At 40.8% G+C, this 21,850-nt stretch carries 23 protein-coding genes; 9 read left to right on the top strand and 14 right to left on the bottom strand.

What is annotated here, in order from left to right; genetic code table 11:
- Nucleotides 1–11: 11 nt before the first annotated feature.
- The 6 genes from accC to pdxA all read right to left on the bottom strand — a co-directional run bounded on the left by accC (nucleotide 12) and on the right by pdxA (nucleotide 5,183).
- Nucleotides 12–1,364, bottom strand: coding sequence for an acetyl-CoA carboxylase biotin carboxylase subunit (accC, locus tag L0P88_RS10935; protein ID WP_247134607.1), 1,353 nt, complete (start codon nucleotides 1,362–1,364; stop codon nucleotides 12–14).
- 73 nt (nucleotides 1,365–1,437) lie between these two features.
- A complete protein-coding gene (accB, locus tag L0P88_RS10930) occupies nucleotides 1,438–1,926 on the bottom strand; it encodes an acetyl-CoA carboxylase biotin carboxyl carrier protein (RefSeq protein WP_247134606.1) in 489 nt (162 codons plus the stop codon).
- A 24-nt stretch (nucleotides 1,927–1,950) separates the two neighbouring features.
- Nucleotides 1,951–2,946, bottom strand: coding sequence for a beta-ketoacyl-ACP synthase III (locus L0P88_RS10925; RefSeq protein ID WP_247134605.1), 996 nt, complete (start codon nucleotides 2,944–2,946; stop codon nucleotides 1,951–1,953).
- Between the two features lie 332 nt (nucleotides 2,947–3,278).
- The gene (rpmF, locus tag L0P88_RS10920) at nucleotides 3,279–3,479 is read right to left on the bottom strand and encodes a 50S ribosomal protein L32 (RefSeq protein WP_158776154.1); all 201 of its coding nucleotides are present in this window, start codon (nucleotides 3,477–3,479) and stop codon (nucleotides 3,279–3,281) included.
- Nucleotides 3,480–3,485: 6 nt separating this feature from the next.
- Entirely contained in the window at nucleotides 3,486–4,022 is a 537-nt protein-coding gene (locus L0P88_RS10915) for a YceD family protein (protein WP_247134604.1), read from the bottom strand.
- A gap of 105 nt (nucleotides 4,023–4,127) precedes the next feature.
- Nucleotides 4,128–5,183 carry a 4-hydroxythreonine-4-phosphate dehydrogenase PdxA gene (gene pdxA, locus L0P88_RS10910; protein ID WP_247134603.1) on the bottom strand — a complete coding sequence of 352 codons (1,056 nt, stop codon included), beginning with the start codon at nucleotides 5,181–5,183 and terminating at the stop codon, nucleotides 4,128–4,130.
- Between the two features lie 49 nt (nucleotides 5,184–5,232).
- On the opposite strand from pdxA, the gene L0P88_RS10905 reads away from it, so the two are divergent.
- From L0P88_RS10905 to L0P88_RS10880, 6 genes are all read left to right on the top strand, one after another.
- Entirely contained in the window at nucleotides 5,233–5,823 is a 591-nt protein-coding gene (locus L0P88_RS10905; RefSeq protein ID WP_247134602.1) for a riboflavin synthase, read from the top strand.
- A 513-nt stretch (nucleotides 5,824–6,336) separates the two neighbouring features.
- The gene (locus L0P88_RS10900) at nucleotides 6,337–7,008 is read left to right on the top strand and encodes a response regulator (protein ID WP_247134601.1); all 672 of its coding nucleotides are present in this window, start codon (nucleotides 6,337–6,339) and stop codon (nucleotides 7,006–7,008) included.
- 98 nt (nucleotides 7,009–7,106) lie between these two features.
- Complete coding sequence (locus L0P88_RS10895) at nucleotides 7,107–7,646, top strand: TlpA family protein disulfide reductase (RefSeq protein ID WP_247134600.1); 540 nt, start codon at nucleotides 7,107–7,109, stop codon at nucleotides 7,644–7,646.
- An 18-nt stretch (nucleotides 7,647–7,664) separates the two neighbouring features.
- Nucleotides 7,665–7,880 carry a hypothetical protein gene (locus L0P88_RS10890; protein WP_247134599.1) on the top strand — a complete coding sequence of 72 codons (216 nt, stop codon included), beginning with the start codon at nucleotides 7,665–7,667 and terminating at the stop codon, nucleotides 7,878–7,880.
- 202 nt (nucleotides 7,881–8,082) lie between these two features.
- Nucleotides 8,083–8,772, top strand: coding sequence for a GLPGLI family protein (locus L0P88_RS10885; RefSeq protein WP_281499730.1), 690 nt, complete (start codon nucleotides 8,083–8,085; stop codon nucleotides 8,770–8,772).
- A 14-nt stretch (nucleotides 8,773–8,786) separates the two neighbouring features.
- Nucleotides 8,787–11,441, top strand: a complete 2,655-nt coding sequence (locus L0P88_RS10880; protein WP_247134597.1) for a TonB-dependent receptor — start codon at nucleotides 8,787–8,789, stop codon at nucleotides 11,439–11,441.
- A gap of 352 nt (nucleotides 11,442–11,793) precedes the next feature.
- Here the strand turns inward: L0P88_RS10880 and L0P88_RS10875 are convergent, their stop codons facing one another.
- Together L0P88_RS10875 and L0P88_RS10870 are read right to left on the bottom strand one after the other, a co-directional pair.
- Nucleotides 11,794–12,882 carry an acyltransferase family protein gene (locus tag L0P88_RS10875; protein WP_247134596.1) on the bottom strand — a complete coding sequence of 363 codons (1,089 nt, stop codon included), beginning with the start codon at nucleotides 12,880–12,882 and terminating at the stop codon, nucleotides 11,794–11,796.
- Nucleotides 12,882–14,693 carry a sodium:solute symporter family protein gene (locus L0P88_RS10870; protein ID WP_247134595.1) on the bottom strand — a complete coding sequence of 604 codons (1,812 nt, stop codon included), beginning with the start codon at nucleotides 14,691–14,693 and terminating at the stop codon, nucleotides 12,882–12,884. The genes L0P88_RS10875 and L0P88_RS10870 overlap by 1 nt, the downstream gene beginning before the upstream one ends.
- A gap of 169 nt (nucleotides 14,694–14,862) precedes the next feature.
- On the opposite strand from L0P88_RS10870, the gene L0P88_RS10865 reads away from it, so the two are divergent.
- Nucleotides 14,863–15,618: a sulfite exporter TauE/SafE family protein gene (locus L0P88_RS10865; protein WP_247134594.1), complete on the top strand. Its 756-nt coding sequence runs from the start codon at nucleotides 14,863–14,865 to the stop codon at nucleotides 15,616–15,618.
- A 10-nt stretch (nucleotides 15,619–15,628) separates the two neighbouring features.
- Here L0P88_RS10865 and L0P88_RS10860 read toward each other — a convergent pair whose 3' ends face one another.
- A complete protein-coding gene (locus tag L0P88_RS10860; protein WP_247134593.1) occupies nucleotides 15,629–16,024 on the bottom strand; it encodes a response regulator in 396 nt (131 codons plus the stop codon).
- Nucleotides 16,025–16,035: 11 nt separating this feature from the next.
- The gene (locus L0P88_RS10855) at nucleotides 16,036–17,772 is read right to left on the bottom strand and encodes a sensor histidine kinase (RefSeq protein WP_247134592.1); all 1,737 of its coding nucleotides are present in this window, start codon (nucleotides 17,770–17,772) and stop codon (nucleotides 16,036–16,038) included.
- A 225-nt stretch (nucleotides 17,773–17,997) separates the two neighbouring features.
- On the opposite strand from L0P88_RS10855, the gene L0P88_RS10850 reads away from it, so the two are divergent.
- Nucleotides 17,998–18,174 (top strand): hypothetical protein, encoded by a 177-nt coding sequence (locus L0P88_RS10850; protein ID WP_247134591.1) that lies wholly within the window; start codon nucleotides 17,998–18,000, stop codon nucleotides 18,172–18,174.
- Here L0P88_RS10850 and L0P88_RS23965 read toward each other — a convergent pair.
- Nucleotides 18,169–18,303, bottom strand: a complete 135-nt coding sequence (locus tag L0P88_RS23965; protein WP_281499729.1) for a hypothetical protein — start codon at nucleotides 18,301–18,303, stop codon at nucleotides 18,169–18,171. The two genes, L0P88_RS10850 and L0P88_RS23965, sit on opposite strands and share 6 nt — an antisense overlap.
- Before the next feature lie 3 nt (nucleotides 18,304–18,306).
- On the opposite strand from L0P88_RS23965, the gene cls reads away from it, so the two are divergent.
- Entirely contained in the window at nucleotides 18,307–19,719 is a 1,413-nt protein-coding gene (gene cls / locus L0P88_RS10845; protein ID WP_247134590.1) for a cardiolipin synthase, read from the top strand.
- On the opposite strand, the gene L0P88_RS10840 is transcribed toward cls, so the two are convergent.
- From L0P88_RS10840 to L0P88_RS10830, 3 genes are read right to left on the bottom strand one after another with little or no spacing between them, the layout of a single operon-like run.
- Nucleotides 19,714–20,721 carry an NAD(P)-dependent oxidoreductase gene (locus L0P88_RS10840; protein WP_247134589.1) on the bottom strand — a complete coding sequence of 336 codons (1,008 nt, stop codon included), beginning with the start codon at nucleotides 20,719–20,721 and terminating at the stop codon, nucleotides 19,714–19,716. The genes cls and L0P88_RS10840 overlap by 6 nt on opposite strands.
- On the bottom strand, nucleotides 20,702–21,358 hold the full coding sequence (locus L0P88_RS10835; RefSeq protein WP_247134588.1) for a hypothetical protein: 657 nt from the start codon (nucleotides 21,356–21,358) through the stop codon (nucleotides 20,702–20,704). Before L0P88_RS10835 ends, L0P88_RS10840 begins: the two co-directional genes overlap by 20 nt.
- Nucleotides 21,359–21,388: 30 nt before the next feature.
- Nucleotides 21,389–21,826 (bottom strand): hypothetical protein, encoded by a 438-nt coding sequence (locus L0P88_RS10830; RefSeq protein WP_247134587.1) that lies wholly within the window; start codon nucleotides 21,824–21,826, stop codon nucleotides 21,389–21,391.
- Between the last annotated feature and the right edge of the window lie 24 nt (nucleotides 21,827–21,850).

Genomic DNA, 21,850 nt, shown 5'->3' with positions numbered 1-21,850 from the left:
CGGGGTTGGAATTAATCTTGATATTTTTCGTCTATTTCAAAATCCTCCATAAACTTGGTCGTATAATTTCCAGCCAGGTAATCCGGACTTTCCATTAACTGCCTATGGAACGGAATAGTGGTCTTGATGCCCTCAATAACAAATTCATCCAATGCCCTCCGCATTTTATTGATGGCCTCTTCCCTTGTTTGGGCCGTGGTAATCAATTTGGCGATCATGGAGTCATAGTTTGGTGGAATAATATAACCGCTGTACACATGGGTATCCAAACGCACCCCATGCCCTCCAGGGGTATGTAAGGTGGTTATCCTACCGGGAGAGGGCCTAAAATCGTTATAAGGGTCCTCTGCATTGATCCGGCATTCAATGGAATGTAATTTTGGAGTGTAGTTTTTTCCTGAGATCGGTACGCCGGCGGCCACCAAAATCTGTTCCCTGATCAAATCATAATCTACGACCTGTTCCGTAATGGGGTGTTCTACCTGTATACGGGTGTTCATTTCCATAAAATAGAAGTTCCTGTGTTTATCCACCAAAAACTCTACCGTTCCCGCACCTTCATATTTAATGTATTCTGCAGCCTTTACCGCAGCTTTTCCCATCTCATCCCTTAGCTTGTCGGTCATAAAGGGAGAAGGGGTTTCCTCAGTGAGCTTTTGGTGCCTTCGTTGTACGGAACAATCGCGCTCCGAAAGGTGACATGCCTTACCAAACTGATCTCCAACAATTTGGATTTCAATATGTCTGGGCTCCTCTATCAGCTTTTCCATGTACATCCCCCCGTTGCCAAAAGCTGCCGTGGCTTCTTTTACGGCACTATCAAAACCTGACTCCAGTTCTTCTTCGCTCCAAATGGCACGCATGCCTTTTCCCCCACCTCCGGCGGTAGCTTTGATCATAACGGGGTATCCCATTTTTTCGGCCACTTTTTTTGCATGGCCCACATCCTTGAGCAATCCATCGGAACCTGGTATGGTCGGTACTCCCGCTTTTTTCATGGTTTCCTTTGCCGTGGCCTTGTCACCCATTTTTTCTATTTGCTCGGAAGAAGCCCCAATAAATTTAATGTCGGATTCCGCACATATTTTCGAAAATTTGGCGTTTTCGGAAAGAAAGCCATATCCTGGATGAATGGCATCTGCATTGGTGATTTCCGCAGCTGCAATGATATTGGGAATTTTTAGGTACGATTCCGAACTTGGGGCTGGACCTATACAGACGGCTTCATCCGCAAAACGGACATGTAAGCTCTCTTCATCTGCCTTGGAATACACAGCTACGGTCTTGATGCCCATTTCCTTACAGGTACGGATAACTCGCAATGCTATCTCCCCCCTGTTTGCTATCAATATTTTTTTGAACATAATTCCTTGAAATTTCAACTGTCAATTTCCAAATACCCTTCTGGACTTTGGTAAATGGATTTTGGAATTGAGTTTATGATGGGTCGACCAAGAAAAGTGGCTGGTCAAATTCAACAGGTGAGGAATCATCCACCAACACCTTAACAATCTTTCCGGAAACTTCGGATTCAATATCATTGAACAATTTCATTGCTTCAATCACACACAATACATCACCTTTTTGGATTTGACTTCCAACTTCCACAAAAGGCGGTTTGTCCGGAGAGGGTTTTCTGTAGAACGTTCCAATAATCGGCGATTTTATGGTAATGTATTCGGAATTGTCCTCTTCCGCAGCCTCCTTTGCAGGTGCCGCAGGGGCAGGGGCTTCCTGGGCAGGGGCAGGGGCAGCCGCAACTGGAGCCGGTGCTACGGGAATCTGCTGAACAATCGTGGTCTCTGGAGTCGTAGCAGCACTACCGGTTCGGATAGTGATTTTGATATCCTCCATCTCTAATTTCACTTCGCTGGCACCGGATTTGGCTACGAACTTTATTAGACTTTGAATTTCCTTGATATCCATTGAATTTGATTTAGTTAGTTGCTATTATGAATTGTAGGCCCATTTTAAATAAATGGAACCCCAGGTAAATCCACCACCAAAGGCAGCGAATACGATATTATCCCCTTTTTTCAATTGCTTTTCATAATCATGGAGCAATAAGGGCAAAGTGGCCGAAGTGGTATTGCCATACCTATGGATATTCATCATTACCTTGGACTCCTCCAAACCCATGCGCCTGGCCGTGGCATCAATGATCCTTTTATTGGCCTGATGCGGAACCAACCATTGCACATCTTCGTGGGTGAGCTTGTTCCGTTCCATAATTTTGGCCGAGACATCTGCCATATTGGAGACCGCAAATTTGAAAACCGACTTCCCGTCTTGAAAAACAAAATGCTGTTTGTTCTTTACGGTATCTTCCGAAGCTGGCAACATGGAGCCTCCAGCATCTATTTTTAAAAACTGTCGTCCTACACCATCACTTCTTAAGAGTTCATCTTGAAGACCGAAGCCTTCTTCATCCGCTTCAAAAAGAACCGCCCCGGCACCATCCCCAAAAATGATACATGTGGTCCTATCCGTATAATCTATGATGGAGGACATCTTATCCGCGCCTATCAATAGCACCTTCCTGTAACGGCCGGACGCTATATAGCTGGCCGAGGTTGACATACCGTACAAAAAACTGGAACAGGCGGCCTGCAGATCATAGGAAAAAGCATTGGTGGCTCCTATTTCCGATGCAACATAGGCTCCTGTGGCGGCAACGGGCATATCCGGTGTTGCAGTAGCCATGATGATCATGTCTATATCCTTGGGATCCAAACCTTTTTTTGCCATAAGGTCCTCCGCTGCTTTTATTGCCATAAACGAAGTTCCTTTTCCATCTTCCTTTAGGATTCTTCTCTCCTTGATTCCAGTGCGAGTGGTTATCCATTCGTCAGTGGTATCCACCATGGTTTCCAAAATCTGGTTCGTCAACACATATTCCGGAAGGTATGCCCCTACAGCTGTGATAGCTGCTTTAGTTTTAGCCATTAAGTTTGAATTTTGTCAAAAAGCCAAAAATCGACTCAAAATCGATGAAAAGTAGTGATTTTCTCTGATATTTTAACCAACAACCGTTGTTTTTCAATCTGCCGTACAAAGAACTCGTCTTGAGTTCGTAAAATTTGCTGCAAAATATCTTTTGCACCCATATTTTGTCTTTTTCTTGTTCCGTAGCTATGGCTATGCAACGCGAAAAAGCCTTCATCTGGGCACAAAATCCTGTTTTTTCCCTAAACCCTGCGAACTCTAGATGAGTTCAAATAAAAAACTCCCGATTTTCAAACGAAATGGGAGCTGGTATTGTCATTGGGAAAAATCCGCTAAGCTGCAGTTTCTTCTTCGGTCCTATCAATAAGAACCTGGCCCCTGTAGTATAGTTTCCCTTCATGCCAATGGGCCCTGTGGTACAGGTGTAGTTCCCCAGTTGAAGAATCCTTGGCAATGGTAGGCATACTGGCCTTGTAATGGGTCCTTCTTTTGTCCCTTCTTGTTTTTGATATTTTTCTTTTAGGATGTGCCATGTTTTCCTATTTATTGTCCGTTAATAATTTTTTTAATCCATCCCATCTTGGGTCGGTCCTCTCATCTTTGTTGGTATTTTCCCTAGGTTGCAACTCTTCGAGTTTTTTAAGCGCATCGGACTTCAATGTGCCATCCAATACCCCGGGATGTATTCGCTTTTGGGGAACGGCCAAGACCAACATTTCGTATAGATATTGTGCAATGTTGACCTGGTATTCGCCATGGGGAAGGATAAGGATTTCATCATCTTCATCATTATAGTCCTCCCCGAATTTAATCACCAAATGCAGGTTAGCGGAAATAGCTTGGTCGTAAGGTTCATTGGTCAAATCACAATTGACGTTGACCGTTCCCTTCGCCTCAATGTCCAACTCCATCATGCTTTCCATCTTGTTTAAAACAACCTCGGAAGTGATGTTGGAACCGTTAAATTCCGCGTAACCAAAAGATTCAAAGAACGAATTGTCAATTTTGTACCCAAAATTGTGTTTGCCCGCTTTTAACCCCTTGAAAGGAATAAAATACTCCCTTTTCTTCATCATTTGAACACTAAATGTTTGTGTACCTTTCCGCTAAGGCGGGTGCAAAGATACATTTTTTATTTATAGAATACTTCAAAAAAATCACCAAAAAACAATTGCTGATTTCTAGCGTTTCGCCACCTGTTTTTTTAGCGGGTTTTTAGTAAGCCATTGGTAATCTTCCCTATTCCTATAAATTTTTATCGCCGTGAAAACAGCCTCTTTAAATGAGGTTTCATCCGCTTGGTTCTTCCCTGCAATTTCATAGGCGGTTCCATGGTCGGGAGATGTTCTCACCTTTGCCAATCCCGCAGTATAGTTTACCCCTTGTCCAAAGCTTAAGGTTTTAAATGGAATCAATCCTTGATCGTGATAAGCGGCCAAAACAGCATCAAAGGCCTGGTGGGACTGGGAACCAAAAAAGCTATCTGCGGAATATGGGCCATAGACCAAGTGGCCTTCCTTAAACAAATCCGCTATTGCCGGTTTCATAATGTCCTCGTCTTCCTTGCCTATGGTGCCGTTGTCACCACTATGTGGATTGATTCCCAGTAGGGCGATCTTGGGCTTTCGGATTCCGAAGTCCATCGTTAAGGATTTTGAAATGGTAAAGACCTTGTCCCTTATCAACTTGGTCGTAATGGCCGAAGCCACCTCTTTTACCGCAATATGGTCCGTTAATAGGCCTACCTTAACACTGTCCGTAACCATAAACATCAGGCTCTCTCCATCCAGTTCCTGGGCAAGATAGTCCGTATGTCCCGGGAACTTAAAATCCTTCGACTGTATATTGTTTTTATTGATGGGGGCCGTTACCAACACATCTATACTCCCTTTTTTTAACGCATCCACTGCCGCCCGAAGTGATCTTATGGCGTATTTTCCACCATTTGTCGTTGCTTGGCCAAACTCCAACGGAACGGGTTCTTTCCAAACGTTGACCACGTTTACTTTTCCGTCGTGGACCTTTTCGGCTTCCCGGACCCCATGGAACCTTAGTTCCAACCCCAAAGTCTTTAACTGTTCCGAAACAACCTTATTGGAGGCAAAAAGGACGGGCGTACAAAAATCCAGCATTCGGGCATCGGAAAACGATTTCAGCGCCACCTCACACCCAATACCATTGATGTCCCCAATGGAAATTCCCACGCGTATTTTCTTGTTTTCATTCTTAGAATCCATAATCGAATCCCTAATTTTACAAAACAAAGCTAGGTAAATTATTATTGGGATGTTCACAGGAATCATTGAGACTTTAGGAGAGGTAACAGCATTAAAAAAGGAAAATGAAAACCTACATATTGGGATACGGTCGGATATCTCCCAAGAACTTAAAATTGATCAAAGTGTGGCACATAACGGGGTCTGCCTCACTGTGGTGGACATACGGGACGATGTGTATACCGTAACCGCCATCCAGGAGACCTTGGACAAATCCAGCCTTGGGGATTTGGAAGTGGGGGATTTTGTAAACCTGGAACGTGCCATGGTCCTGGGCGCCCGTTTGGATGGGCACATGGTCCAAGGTCATGTGGACCAAACGGCAACCTGTGTGGGCCTGGAAGAAAAACAGGGAAGTTGGTTCTTTACATTTGAGTACGATCCCTCCCAAAACAATATTACCATAGAAAAAGGGTCAATTACCGTTGATGGTGTTAGCTTGACCGTGGTGGATTCCCGAAAGAATCGATTTAGTGTTGCCATTATTCCCTATACCTATGACCATACCCGATTCCATTCGTATAAGATGGGTTCAAGGGTCAACCTGGAGTTTGATGTGATTGGCAAGTATGTGGCACGGTTATTAGAAGCCAAAAATTAGTTATGTGATATTTCGGAATCATCTAGAGCTATATGTTCAAAAGATACGTTAGCTCCCTGCTTCCAAAATAGTTTATCCAACCTTTGATAAAACTTATTTATTTTAAGGAGATACTACTTCCCATATAAGAGGTTTTCCATCGTTCCCATGGATCATAAGTCCAGTAGTCAAAATTAAGGGAAAAAGACCTCCTTCCGCTGGCTAGAATTTGACAAGTGACAGGATTATGACCAATAGTTAGCCATTGTCCTGAAGAATGGTGCAGTCCAACATCTGTTTTTCCAAAGTCCTTTTATGGGTAATTCAATGCACAAAACATAAAATCGTCATTTTTTATATCCAAGCCTTTCTTTGCAGACCTCTTGACGTATAGCTGGTTAAGCGCCTTAATTTTGCCGTAATCAAATTAGTGCTGATCAGAAACATTGGGCAAACTAAACAGTAAGGGTTTTTAGATTTTGCTTCGTAATAATATTGAGGAATACTATATAAGTGTAATAAAAAACAGTTTTAATGCAATCCTTAAAGATTTTATGCGTTGATGATCATCCTTTTGTTTGTCAAGGATATAAGATTTTTATTGAAAATCATTTTATAGGCAACGATTCAATTGTTCCAAATATACATTCTGCTTGTAGTTCTGAAGAAGCATATAACAAAGTTTTTGGAAAAAACAGTTTTAGTTTTAATATAGTAATCTTGGATATAAATATTCCTGCATTTCCTAAAATGGGTATTTATTCGGGTGAGGATTTAGGTGTCATACTAAGAAAGAAAAAACCTCAAACCAAAATTATCATTGCAACAAGCCACAGCCAAAACCATAGGTTATACAATGTTTTTACATCAATAAATCCCGATGGTCTTTTGATTAAAACAGATTTGAACCAAAAGACCTTCATTTCTGCCATCGAGGATGTTTTATCAGATAAAATTTACTACAGTCAAACTTTTTCCCAGCTTATAAGAAACCAATTTTCCCAAGTTAGATTAATAGATGCAATAGATAGAGAGATTTTGCATTGGTTATCCCAAGGAATAATGACAAAAAACCTACCTCATAAAGTACCTCTTTCCATTTCGGCGATTGAAAAACGCAAAAAAAATCTAAAAAAATATTTCAACATAGAGACAGCCTCGACATTTGAATTGATCAAAACAGCAAAAGAAAAAGGCTACTTATGATAAACAGCTGGTACATTGTTTAAAAAGTAAGGTTAAACCTTACTTTTTTTGCTGTAAACTTCTTTAACTCAAATAAGCATGGACTTATTTTTGAACTTGTGAAAAAACAAGTGAATTTTTACCATTTACTAATGTTGTTCTTTGGTTTATTTTTAATCGAATATGTTCATTGTCAGCAAGTTGAAGAGAGACATTTGTTAGGGGCAATTAACAAAACCGCGTTGAAAAATTCAACTTACCAATGGTATCATAACAACTATGAAAATTACAAAGTGGATACCCTTACCCTAAGACCAATTCATAATTTGAAAGGCAAATATTTATTCAAATTATTTATGGCTACATGGTGTTCTGATAGCAAATCTTTCGTCCCGAAATTTCTAAAAATTTTTGATTTCTTGGGAATACCGAATAACCGTCTTGAGATAATAGCGGTAAATAAAGATAAATCATATCCCCAAAAACTGCTTAGCCAATACGGAGTCGTTTATCTTCCAACACTGATAATCGTAAAGAGAAATAAAGAAGTAAATAGAATTGAAGAGTTTTCAGTTGCTTCAATCGAAAAAGATATGGTTCAAATCCTGACTTCGGAAAAATATACCCCTTTTCATCAAAGAAAATGGTTTAATAATTAATCTTTTAAATTCCTTATTATGAAAACAAGTAAATTGTTTAAAACGTTTTTAATTTTTATAGTAATGATTTCATTTCAATCCTCATACGCGCTTCACTATTTCGATGATGATTGTCATCAAAGGGCCTGTGAAGAAATTGAACGTTATGAAGATTGGAATGGAGACGTAGATGAAGAGGAAGCGGAATGGGTCTATAATGTTGTTTATGATGATTGTGAAGAAGAGGAGGACTAAAAGTCCATACAATGCAATGGTCAGTTAAGCGGGAAACTGTCAAAACCCAAAAAAGCTTGATAGTTTCCCATTTCATTTACCTTATAACTGTATTTCAAGGTTAAGCAGTTTTTATTGAACTTCCTAATCGACTATTGAGCGTACTAAAAGACACCCCCTTTGTAGTTAAAAAAGATTAAGAAAAACCCGTATTTGATTTTGTATGAAAAACCTCTGTTTATTCCTACCATTGTTTTTTTTTGGTCTTTCCCAAGCTCAAGAGGGAGAAATAACTTATAGAACTTATGCCATAGAAACGGCAAAAAAAGATACCGATTACTCGAAAAAAATCACAAGGGAAATTAACAGAATGCGATTTTCTTTGCTATACACAAAGAGTCACTCGTATTGTTTCAACATTCAACATGTGCCGGATAACAGATTAAGTGCAAACTTAGCCCTTATAGCAGCCGGCTCCCCCAAAGACTGGTACCAAGATTCAAAACAAAGGGTATCATTCTATGAACATAAGATTCGTGGAAAACGGTATGTGGTATTAAGGCATGATCGTATGCAGGGCTGGGAGTTAAATAATAGCTCAAAAATGATTGAGGGTTATCAAGCGTATAAAGCCAATTTAAAAATGTTCAATGATAGAACCTCCAAATACAAATTGGTTGAAGCTTGGTATTCGCCCGAACTGCCTTTACCATACGGTCCGGCCGGATTTGGAGGGCTTCCCGGTTTAATTCTGGAATTAAGGGCAGGGCCATTGGTTTATGTCTCCGAAAAAATAATCATGAATCCACAGGATGGAATTAAAGAATTTATAATCCCAAGTCTAAACAATGTAATCAGCCCAAATGAACTGGTTAAATTAATGAGGGCAAATAGGAAGGTAACTCCTGATTAATTTGAAACTTTTGATTGAATAAATTAACAACCCATATTTATTTGATTCTGATATTTGTTTCAATTACCACACATGGTCAAAAAGCCTTGTTCATTGGAAAAGTCACAGATTCTATTGGACGGCCCTTATTTGGAGCGAATATTCTTTTATTGGATTCTAAAAACATTGTGAAACCTGCATTTGGATCTACCGACAAGTATGGCAATTTTAAAATAGCAATTGAAATTGGTATAAACTATAATTTGAGACTGTCTTTCTTAGGGTTCAACCCTGTTGAAAGAGAAATTATTGCTGATTCAAAAAAGTTGGAATTGAAGTTTATCCTGCAGGAATCGCTCAATCTTCTTGAAGAAATAACATTAAAGTACAAGCCTCCTATTCAAGTTAAAAAAGATACCACCATTTATCAAGTGGATTCTTTCGCTACCGGTAGGGAAAGAAAACTTGGAGAGCTTTTGAAAAAGCTTCCCGGGTTGGAGGTGACCAGAGATGGAAGTGTATTAATTAACGACAAAAAGATTACAATCGTCTTGGTTGAAGGCAAGACTTTTTTTAATGGTAAAACAAAATTAGCGGTTGAAAACATTCCTGCTGATGCTATAGCTGAGGTTCAAATAATCGAGGATTACCATGAAGTTTTTTTTCTCAAAGGCCTCCTGGATTCTGAAGAGCTAGCAATGAATTTAGTGCTGAAAGAGGACAAGAAAAAATTTGCCTTTGGAGACCTAAATTCAGCCGCAGGGTTAAAAAGCAGGTATAGATTTAACCCAAGTATATTCAATTATTCAACAAAGAATATCAGCAATATTATAGGAGATATCAATAATACTCCCGATAGATCATTTACGTTGGGAGACTATCTTTCATTTCAAGGTGAGTATACTCCCGAAAAATTTGAAGAGGTATTGAATTCGCCTGTATATCAATTTTTGTCAGACGATGATTTTTTCGACAACCGACATCAATTTGTGGGTATTAACAATCAATGGAACCCAAGTGAAAAAGATGAACTCCGTACATTCTTTATTGCACTGGACGATAATATAAGAACACTTAATTCATTAAAAAATACATATATCACCGACCAAACATTTGAGGAAAGATTCAACGAACAAACATCCAATCAAAAAATCTATTTTGGAAAAATCCATTATAGATTCACGCCTAAAGAAACATTTGATATGAAAATGTCTACCCAATTCAATCTTTCTCAAATTGAAGGGGTTGAGAACAACACCAGCAATACAGGATTAAATGGGTTGAACGAATACCATAGATTAAACAATAGAGATGAAAAAGGATTGGATTTTTCATTGGAAACGGCAAAATTCTTTTCTGAAAAAAATACCGCGACATCATCTTTGAAATACAATTATGACTACTTCAATGAGCTTGGAATTTGGCAAAGCCTTAACAATATCTTTTCTGACACATTGAATTTGATGGAAACTGATAATTATTCCGTTGAAGTCCCCAAAACACAAACAATCAATTCATTCCAATTGAGTTTAGCGGATTATTTCAGACCGTCACATTCTGATTTATTGACTTTTGAAGTCAATACAAGGTTTAATCATACTTCGCTGTCCTTAGAAGCAAAACAAGGCTTTGAAAACGGCTCTGCCAATGGTCTGTCCAGTTTCCAAAATATTATATCCAGTAGCTTTGGAGAGTCCATAGCTGGAGCTACCTATGAAAAATTAATTGACCAATTTAAATTGTCCTTTGGGTTCAAATACCAATATCAATATTGGATTGATGAAAGAAACAATTTGCGAAATAGTGCAAGTTCAAACAACTTTTTGCCAAAACTAAAAGTCGAATGGGAGCCAAAGGAAAAATTGAATTTGAGTTTTTCCTATTTTAGAAGTATGTATGCCCCTTCGACCAATAGAAGGGTTATATCACTAGCCTTGGACGACTTTAATAGCATTTACAATGGAAATTTTGATTTAACCTCATATTATTCAGAAAAATATGTTCTTAAAGCCAGTTCTTTTAAACCCTATGGCTTAAGTTTCAGTGGCACTTTGAGCCATGGCCAAAACCGGGACCCTATTATAAATTCATTTAGTTTTTCTGGAATTCAAGGGATTACCTCACCCGTTCAGATTGACGAAAATGGGACAAGTTTATCTGCAAGAAATCTTATTTCTTATCGTAGACCTTACTGGAAAATTTCACAAAGGAATTCTTGGAATTTTAGAGAATCACCCAACATTTATAATGGCCAAAAGTTCAATAATACATTCCACGGTTTAACCAATACCCTTCAATTAGAAACCCTATTTGAAGAATTCCCTAATATCGCCGTGGAATTAAGTAACAACAAAAACATAAATAAAAATGGTCTGTTTTCAAACACCACCAATGTACTCAGATTAGACGCTGGCTTGAACCTCAACATAAAATCCTTTAAATTGGAAGCGGATGGAGTACAAACCTGGTTTGAAAATATAACCCAAAACAGCAGTTTTTCTTATAACCAAATCAATTTGTCCTTGTACCATAGGGCAACTGATTCTCCATGGGAGTTTGGTATAAAAATTAATAATCTGGGAAACTCCAAACGTCTTATTATGAATAGATTCAACCAACAACTTTTTAGAGAGACATCCAGTAATCTCTTCCCCAGAATTTTTTTGGTAAATGTCTCTCTTAAGCTTTGAGTTGACAAAATTGGATCCTAAATCTGCAACTAGAAGTACAGCAAAAACAATTCTTTTTATGGTTTGAGCCTTGTTGAACAATAAATAGTTTAATTCTTTTTTTATATTAGGATAAAAACCTTCTATATTTCGTTTTCAATACCAAAATACGTTCCTGCAAAAAGACAAACAATATCCTTCCCAGTCAATTATCATTCTCCATAACGGTTGTAAAGGCTATATTCAATTTGATCCGGATTCCTTTGTATCTTTCATTTAAAATCGTACACGATAACTACAGTGTTGTATTTCAATTGGCCCTCGTTAAGCAGATTGCGTAACCTTTCCTTTTTAATCAGAATAAACCATCATATTAAACTTTAATAAATATCCTCTTTAGATACAGGAAATACGCCAACAGGCAATAAAAGGAAACCACCGTTAACCCATAAAGCAGGGAGGACATTTGCATGGAAAGGAAATCATGGACATAGATTTTTTGGAACAACCATCCATGCAATGAGGTTTCACTGTCCACTTTTATGGAGTAAAACAGTTTTGTGACAAAGCTGGACAAGAAATAGACTACAATGGCATTTGCACCCGCGTATCTAAAGATGCTTCCGAATTGGATTTTTCGTACATCGGTCAAGTAATAGATCAACGCCAAAATAATATTTGCCCATCCGCCGGTGACCAACACAAAACTACTGGTCCATAAAGCCTTGTTTATTGGAAAAGCAAAATCCCAAAGATGTCCCAAGATCAAAAAACAACCGCCAAGGCCAAACAGGATGGTCGCCTTTTTTTCATGTTTGGACCGCAATACCAACCCGGTAAAAATTCCCAGAAGCGAGCTCGCTATTGCAGGAATTGTACTCAATATTCCTTCAGGGTCATAATCTGGTTTATAGGTATGGGAACCCAACAGGCTCACGTCCAAATAATTGGCCAAGTTGTTGGGAGCCCTTTCAAATGTAGGGGCTTGCCCTTCAACGGGAACAAAGGTCATGAGCAACCAATACCCCACCAGGATACCGGCCGTAATCCAAATCAGTTTTTTCCATCTAAAATTAAGAAATAGGATGGCGGCAAAAAAGAAGACCACTCCAATCCGCTGCAAAACCCCAGGAAATCGAATCTCGGCGAATTCCTTTATGAAGGGAAAACTTATGGTAAACGCCCCCAGAAACAACCCCAATCCTATCAATTTCAAACTTCGGACGGTAATCTTTTTATAGGTTGCCTTTGATGGGCTTTTGTTTTGATAGGCAAAAACAATGGAGGTCCCAACAATGAACAGGAAGAAGGGAAAGACCAAATCCGTTGGGGTGTACCCGTGCCATTCTGCATGCAGTAAAGGGGCATACACCTTGGACCATGTCCCGGGCGTATTGACCAAGATCATTAGGACAATGGTAATCCCCCTAAAAATATCTACGGAGCGTATTCTATCTTTCATTACAGTAGGTTATCCTTCATTTTGTTCCAAACCCTGATCAATAGGAAACCTGAAAGGGCCGCTACCATGGTTAGGATAAAAGCACTTGTTGTTTTCCCATATATCCAATGTCCTGTGGCGAACATAATGGTGTAAATGAGGATTACGCCCAAAAGCATGGCCTTAATCCCCGAAGGCACACTCCACTTTTCATTATCGTGTACCACGGTAACGTTTTCGGCCTCGGCTTCGTCCACTACTTTTTTCCATCCTGGACCACCAGGTTGAATTCGTTTATAAAAGTCCCGCAACACCTCGTTGGATTCGGGCTGGGTAACAAAGGTGGCCGTCAACCAGATCACCGAGGTCACCAGCATAATGAATGGCAGTTCGCCCCAATCCGGTAGCAGTCCGGTTTCTGGTGCAAAAAGAAACGATCTAAGGGAAGTGGTCTCCAGCAAAATGGCTAAAATTCCGGAAGAGAACATGGCCGTTATCTCGCTCCATGCATTAATTCGCCACCAGAACCAACGCAATATGAAAATCAATCCCGTTCCCGCCCCAAAAGACAGCAACAAATTGAAAATGCCCATTGCATTTTGCATGGCCAGCGCCAAAAAAGCGCTTAAGACCATGAGCACTACTGTGGACAACCGACCAACGGCAACCATCTGTTTTTCACTGGCATCTGGATTTATCTGTTGCTTGTAAAAATCATAGACAATGTAGGAGGAGCCCCAATTCAACTGTGTGGAAATGGTACTCATATAGGCTGCGACCAAAGAAGCGAGTACAACGCCCAACAGTCCACTGGGCAGTTTGGTCAACATCGCGGAATAGGCAAGATCGTGCCCTAATTTATCTGCCGCCACATTGGGGAAGGCTTCATGTATACTCGCTACATCCGGGTACACCACCAAAGAGGCCAAAGCCACCAAAATCCATGGCCAGGGACGCAAGGCATAGTGCATAATATTAAAAAAGAAGGTGGCCCCTATGGCATGATTTTCATTCTTTGCCGCCAACATCCGCTGGGCAATATACCCTCCACCTCCGGGTTCCCCACCCGGATACCAAGAGCTCCACCATTGTACTGCCAAGGGAATGATAAGAATGGTTATCAGTGCCTTTTTATCATTAAAATCGGGAAGGATGCTTAGTTTGTCCTTCACATTATCATTGTCCATAATGGCCTGTATACCCCCCACTTCTGGAAGGTTCACCAAATAATAGGCCGCACCTATAGCTCCTGCCATTGCGACAAAGAACAAAAGAAAGTCGCTGTAGACCACCCCTTTAAAACCGCCCAGTGCACTAAAGATTACCGTTATTAGCCCGGCGGCAACCACCGTCACCCAAGGTTCCAGCCCTAACATGACACCGCCTATTTTAATCGCTGCCAGGGTAACCGCGGACATAGTGATGACATTGAACAAAATCCCGAGATAAACGGCCCTAAACTTTCGTAAGAAACTTGCGGGTTTTCCGCCATAACGCAGTTCATAAAATTCCAAATCCGTTTTTACATTGGACTTTCTCCACAGCTTTGCATATACAAATACGGTAAGCATCCCAGTAAGCAAGAAACACCACCAGCCCCAGTTTCCCGAGACTCCGTTGGATCTCACCAAATCGGTCACCAGATTGGGGGTGTCCGTAGAAAATGTTGTGGCCACCATGGAAAGGCCCAACAGCCACCAAGGCATGGTCCTGCCGGATAAAAAGTATTCCGACGAACTTTTTCCCGATTTTTTTGAAACATAAACTCCTATAAAAAGTACAATTGCGAAAAATCCAAAAATGATGAAGTAGTCAAGGGTTTGAATATCCATAAGTTGGTTTTGGTTGAATCTTAAAGATATTACTTTTTTGGAATCGGCTTTTCATTTGAAACATTAGTAGCAATAAATGACAAGATTCTACAGATTCAACACGTTTAAGGGTATCATTATACTGGAAGTAAAATCAATTTTATGGTACTTTTGACCCAGTATCCATTTTATGCTTCTTCCCCTATTTACGGACGTTTCGGTTTCTGCCTGGGTTTTGGCCTTGCTTGCCGCGTTCATGATAGGGATATCCAAAGCAGGACTTAAGGGGCTCTCCCTGTTCAATGTCACCCTGCTCGCCCTTGCTTTTGGGGCCAAGGCATCCACTGGGATCATCATGCCTTTTCTAGTCCTAGGGGATATTGCCGCCGTACTCTATTACAGCAGACATGCGCAATGGAAACCCATTTTGAAGATTTTGCCCTGGATGGCCCTGGGGATTTTGACCGGTGTAATCCTGGGAAAGGATTTGCCCGAACGCCTTTTTAAGGTGGCCATGGTGACCATCATTTTTGTAAGCCTGGGGCTATTGGTCTTTTGGGACATTCGGAAGTCCAAAACCGTTCCCCGGCATTGGACCTTTGCCTCCGGAAGTGGTATCCTGGCGGGACTGACCACAATGATCGGAAATATGGCCGGGCCATTTACCAACCTTTATTTTTTGATGCTACGTCTTCCCAAAAACGAATTTGTGGGCACCGCGGCCTGGTTGTTTTTTATTACCAACCTATTTAAAGTTCCTTTTCATGTTTTTGTTTGGAAAACGATTTCTGCAGAAACCTTGGTTCTAAACCTAAAACTGTTTCCTGCACTGTTGCTGGGATTTGTTGTTGGCGCCAAAGTATTGAAATTCATCAACGATTCCCTTTACCGAAAATTTATACTTGTGGTAACGGCAATAGGTGCCATTGCCATTCTTTTGAAGTAAAATTGGGGGGTTAAAGGCCGCTTTTTACTTTGTCGATGTCAGAATTGGTGAGTGGTTTGGTAATGTACCCATCAATAAAATCATATGTTTTGGAAAGGTTCAGATCTTCCGGGGCTATGGAGGAGGTCAAAATATGTATTTGGACTTGTTTCCTAATGATTTCCGGTCCTTGTTTTAGTTCTTCCAAGAGTTCCCAGCCGTTCATAACCGGCATATTGATGTCCAAAAGCATGACATCCGGTAGGTCATTGGGGCTGTGTTCCAACGAGATTAGGGCGTTATAGGCTTCAAGGCCATTTGCCATTTGTACCACTTCATCGGCCAGCTTATGGGTTTTGATCAGCACCTCGGCAGCAATTTTAAATATCTCGTCATCATCGACCAAAAATAATTTCTTCGCCCCCATATATTATCCTCTTATTCGTTGTTAGTAAAGTACAAGTAAAATGTACTGCCCTTATTGACGGTACTTCTTACTTCGATTTTTCCGTTCATAGCCTCCATTTGGTTTTTTGAAATGAACAATCCAACCCCTTTGGCATCCTCATTGTTATGAAAGGTTTTGTACATCCCGAAAAGGTTTTTGGCGTTCTTTTCCAAATCAATTCCCAAGCCGTTGTCCTCAAAACCTATTACAGTCTGATTGCCCAGAATTTCCGCCTTAATATTGATTTTAAGTGCCCTTTGGGAAGATTTGTATTTGATGCTATTGGTCAGAAGGTTCGTGAAAACGCTTGTTAGATAGGGCTCTACACCAATTACCCTTATCGCTTTGGGCATGTCAATACAAACTTTAGCCTTGGATTCCACAATAGTGGCGTTGATACGTTCCAAAACGTTTTCCAGTATCGGCAACACCTTCACCTCATGTAAGTCGCTATACCTTGTTTCTTGAATTCTTATGATTTCATTCAACTGGTTCAAGGTCTCTTCCAACCTTTCTGAGGAAGTGTGGATCATGTCCAGAAATTTATCCCTTTCCTTTTTCACGATATTGGACAATAACATGCCGGACAACATGGATATATTACTGGAGTTGGAACGAAGGTTGTGCGACACAATCTGTGCAAAGTTCAACAGTTTTTGGTTTTGCTTTTCCGTCAAATCCAAAAGCTTGCGCAAACGTTCGTCCTTTCTTTTGAGTTTGGTGACATCGGCATTGATTCCGACCATACGAAGTGGCTTTCCGTTCCCATCCCTAAAAACCTGCGCCCTTCCCTGGATATGTGCAATTGACCCATCCTGTTTTCGTATCCGAAACACGGTATCAAAGTCTTTCTTGCCCTCAAGGGCCAGCTCTACTTCATGGGTGGCGCGCTCCTTGTCTTCAGGGTGAAGTGCGGATTCCCAGGCTTTATAGGCCTCTTTAAATTCATCTCGATCTATATCGAAAATGGTGAACATATTATCGTCCCAGATAAGGTGGTTGTTGACCACATCCCAATCCCAAATACCAATTTGGGCGCTCTGTACCGCTGCCCGCATACGATTGTTCAATTCCTCGTTCTTGAGCTTTTCGCGCCTGATCTCATCAATATCCTGAAACACCCCATAGAACCCGATGGTTTTCCCATTGCTACGTTCCGCTTCCCCAATGGACCGAACCCACTTCTCATTGCCTTTTGCGGTTACAATAATCAGTTCCACATCAAAGGGTTTTCCAGATTCTATGCACGCTGATACCGCTTCCACAATCCTTTCCCTATGCTCACCTTCTTTGTAAAAATTGATGCCCTTTTCCAAATCGGGTTCAAAATCCGGAGGAACTTCATGAATGGTTTTGGTTATCTTTGACCAGAAAATTGAATTCTTGATCAAATCGACCTTCCAACTTCCAATCTTCGCTATTTTTTTAGCCTCCAGGGCCAGTTCATAGTGCTCCTTATCTTCGGTAACATCATCAAAAAAGATCTGAAATCCGGGTGACTCATTGCCCAAGGGAAAGAGGGAAACCTTAATCCATCGCTGTTTCCCCTTTTTTGAAACTATGGGAACAATTTCTACATGTTCCAAATTGTTGTTTATGCATGTTATAAGGCCTAATGGCAATTTACCAAATAGGTCATCCAATTTTTTGGGAACATGTGATTTTGGGAGTTCAAAAAAGTCCAATAGCCCTGTAGAGAATTGCAATATCCCATGGTCCTTATCCATAAAAACCAAAGGAATTGGGGACTCCCGCAAATCAAAATTTTCTTTTAAGCCAACCTTCAAATACGTATGCTTTCTTCCATTAACGTAAGAAATTTCTTAAAATTATGGATGTGTTGCGGTCCTCAGAAGATTTATGGCGCCAAACCCCGTATTCATTGCGATTTTAATGTTAATTTTTTCTTAAATCAAAATAATTTGTTAACTTGTCTTTAACATTTTTAAGAAATGAAAAATTCCAAGGACACTTTTGGGCTCAGAATTCTTATTGGGGCTTTGCTCTTAGGATCTTTCCTGATTGGATTGGCAACCTACCGCGTATATGCTGAGGACCTCAAACAGGAATTCTCCAAAAAGGTTGTCGAGCTTCTTCCGGATTTGGATAATAGCCTGGCCAAATTATAAGAGCCTGGGTGCATCACGAGGGGTTAACCGTATTGGTCCCCCATCATTCCAGTCCAATACCAACTGATCTATCTCAGTAGCCACTATCCATAAATCCCATACCTTTATTTCCAAGCCTTCCCATTTCATAAAATGTTGCTATTTCTGTTCATCATTGCTTATGTGGTTATTGCTTTTGCGCTGGTCATAAGCTTGCTTATCAATGGGATTAGGCCGAGTAAAACCCTGGCCTGGCTTTTGGCCATTTTTACCATCCCCCTTGGGGGAATGCTACTCTATCTTGTGTTCGGAAGGAACAGGCGAAAAAACAAGCTCTTTGTCCTCAGCAGGGATTTTTTGGGACATCTTCCAAAGATTACAGCTGCCCCCATTGCATCAGACCTAGACGGTCACAAGGTCCAAAAATTGATAGAAAGGACCACTAAAATTCCCATTACTTCATTGAACTCTTTGGTATTGCTCAAGGATGGTAAGGAAACCTTTGAGTCCATTTTTAAAGCGTTGGAGCGCGCCCAAAACCACATCCATATCCAATACTATATTTTTGAAGATGGCCTATTGGCCCAGAAATTCCTGGATCTATTTGAAAGAAAGAGAAGGCAGAACGTCTCCATTAGACTGATCTACGATGGCATAGGCAGTTACTCCTTGAGCAAAGGGTACATTAAAAAGCTCAAAAGTATTGGGGTTGAAGTAGAACAGTTTCTTCCATTTAGATTGGGAAGGTTCCTGGCGGCATTGAACTATAGAAACCATAGAAAAATTATTGTGGCAGATAACCAGGTGGGGTTCACGGGCGGCATTAATATCTCGGACAAATATCTTAAGGGGGATCCGGATTTGGGAAGGTGGCATGATATCCACCTGCAATTGAAAGGGGAAGCCGTGGCTTTTCTAAACAGGGTCTTTTTGTCGGATTGGTATCTTGCGAGTGGAAAATCCGAAGGGAGCTCCAATCTTCCCATGACCACTTCAAAAACGATTGCCCCCAACCCAAAAACCCATTTGCAGCTCGTTCCCAGCGGGCCAGATGATGATTTTGCCATAATGGAACAGGTCTATTTTACCATTATCAACCAGGCAAAGGAATACCTGTATATCGCCAACCCTTACATCATTCCAAGCCAGGCCATTTTGCAAAGCCTTAAAACCGCCTCCCTTAGTGGGGTGGATGTAAAACTATTGCTATCTGCAACTACGGACAGTAAAGTAGTGGACTGGTGTGTTAGGGCATATTTTGAAGCCTATTTAAAGGCAGGCATAAAAATATACCTATATCCAGATGGGTTCCTGCACAGCAAAATGGTCATCAGTGATACTAAAATTGCCAGTATTGGCACGGCCAACCTTGATGATCGAAGTCTACAACAAAACTATGAGGTCAATGTAATCATCTATGACCAAAAAATAAGTGCCGATCTCAGGAATGATTTTCTAAACAACTGTTCAAAATCCCAGGAAGTGGACCGTCTTGCGTTCCAACAACGCAGTTGGTGGGCAAAAATACGGGAAGGATTGGCAAAACTTTTGAGTCCGCTCCTATAACAGTATTTGGGTTTTATAGCCCAATTCGTTCTTGCAAGGCCTATTTTCTTCCCAGCAGTTTAGATTATATACTGTGGTATCCGCGATATTCCGTAACGCTTCCTCGGTCACAAATGCCTGATGGGGCGTTAGCAATACATTGGGCAATGCTATCAATTCCTTGAGTTCCGCATCTTTTATGCCGGAGGGGTTGTCCCGAAAAAAGATTCCTTTTTCGGTTTCGTAAACATCCGTGGCATACCCCGCAAGGGAACCATCCCTCAAGGCGTTCAATACATCCTTTGTCCTCACAACAGCCCCTCTGGCCGTATTGACCAAAACAATCCCCTTCTTCATAAGTTTGAAAAGTGATTCGTTGAACATATAGTGGGTGTCTTGGGTAAGGGGTACATGGATACTGATGATATCCGCCTTTCTACATAGCGTATGCAAATCCATGTATTTCACATTGAACTGGTTTTCCAAATAATGGTTGACCACCAAATCATTTGCAATGACCTCACAACCGAAGGCGTGGAACAGCTTCACCAAAAGTGACCCTATCCTTCCTGTTCCCACAATGCCAACCGTTTTACCGTTCAAGTTGGAACCCACTAGATCATTGAGCAAAAAATTGTACGCTTTTACTTGTTTGTTGGCCAGTAGCAACCTTCTGTTTAAGGCCAACACCAAACAAATGGTATGTTCCGCAATGGCATGGGGGGAATAATCCGGTGCATTCGCCACTTTGATCCCCAATCGTTTTGCGGCTATTGTGCTTACATTGTTGTACCCGGTAGAGCGTAAGGTGAGGTACTTGACCCCAAGTTCCTTCAACATCTCCATGACTACCGAAGAGGCATCATCACCGGAAAAAATGGAAATGGCTTCATGACCGGCAGCCAAAGTGACCGTTGTACTGTCCAACGCCTCCGATACGAACGTCATCCTATGCTTATCCTGATTGGCGTTTTTAAGTTTTTCGACTTCAAAATCCTTTGCACTATATACCAACACTTTCATCCTGCAGCGGTTTTCGGAAAATGATATCCTGTTCCCTCAAGGCAAATACCACCAATTTTATATAATCCTCTATACTCTTTTCCACATTGCCAGGGTCATTGATGTTTATATCGCCCCTCCAAATAAGTTCCCTTTCTTTGCCCACACAGATGCAGTATAGGGAGGTTTCCGCATGATAGACCGTATAGTTTTTATAATACCCTTCCTGATAATAAATGGGTTGGTGGCTTAGATAGTCATCCCTGAACGAAATCATGTAGGCATCCAGGTCCTGCACTTTCCTCTTAAACGTTTTTTTATTCTCAGAACCAATTATCTTGGTGAAGAGAATGGCATCAAACCCCTTGTCCAATAATTGTTGTTCCACCTCTGAAAGTTCTTCTTCGGATTTTTCCGAAGAGGTGAACTCAATATCAAAGAGATCAATACTTCTAAAAGCTTCTATATCGCGCTTTGTGAATTCGCTCTGGAGTTGGGTCTCGAACTTAAGCCTTGTTTCCTCATTTTGGGTCATTCCTACAACAAGCACCTTGTTGGCATCAAATATCACAATGTCCGGATTTTTCCAGTTGGTAACGAGGCTTGTTGAAGAACATCCGGCCAATAGAATTGCCAAAAAAACAATCGTTTTGCGCATAGGTTGTTGTTTAAGGGTTAATATGTCTTGTTAATTTAATAATCTTTTTTGCTTTCTTTTCTTTATTAAGGACGATATTAACCTAAAAATTTTGGTTTTTACAGATCGATACGTTTTGAAATACGTTTCAACTTCATTGGTCAGTTCCATATGTGTTGTCAAATAGGCCTCCTCCATTTTCAATTGATCGACATCATCTATCATAATTTGCAATTGGTTTTCATGAAGTTGGACCTTTTTAAAGAGGGTGGTCCAATCTTTCTCCATTTTCTCCAAGGACGTTAGTAGGGGGCTTGCCTTTTTAAACACCTTAGAATCCACTAAGTCAAGGACATGACTTCCTATAAGGTCGTTCAGGAATTGTTGTTCATCCCTGGTGAATTCCAGGTGGGAGCGCCAACTCCTGGAATCGTTGTGCAATTCTTCTGCACTTAACCACTCCATATATTTCTTAAGTTTCGCTTTCATCTTCGATTTGCTCAAGCGGCAAAC

Origin of the sequence: Muricauda sp. SCSIO 64092 (assembly GCF_023016285.1) — a bacterium.
Lineage (GTDB): Bacteria > Bacteroidota > Bacteroidia > Flavobacteriales > Flavobacteriaceae > Croceivirga.
The sequence above is the reverse complement of the archived record's forward strand: the minus strand, read 5'-3'. Positions and strand labels throughout refer to the sequence as shown.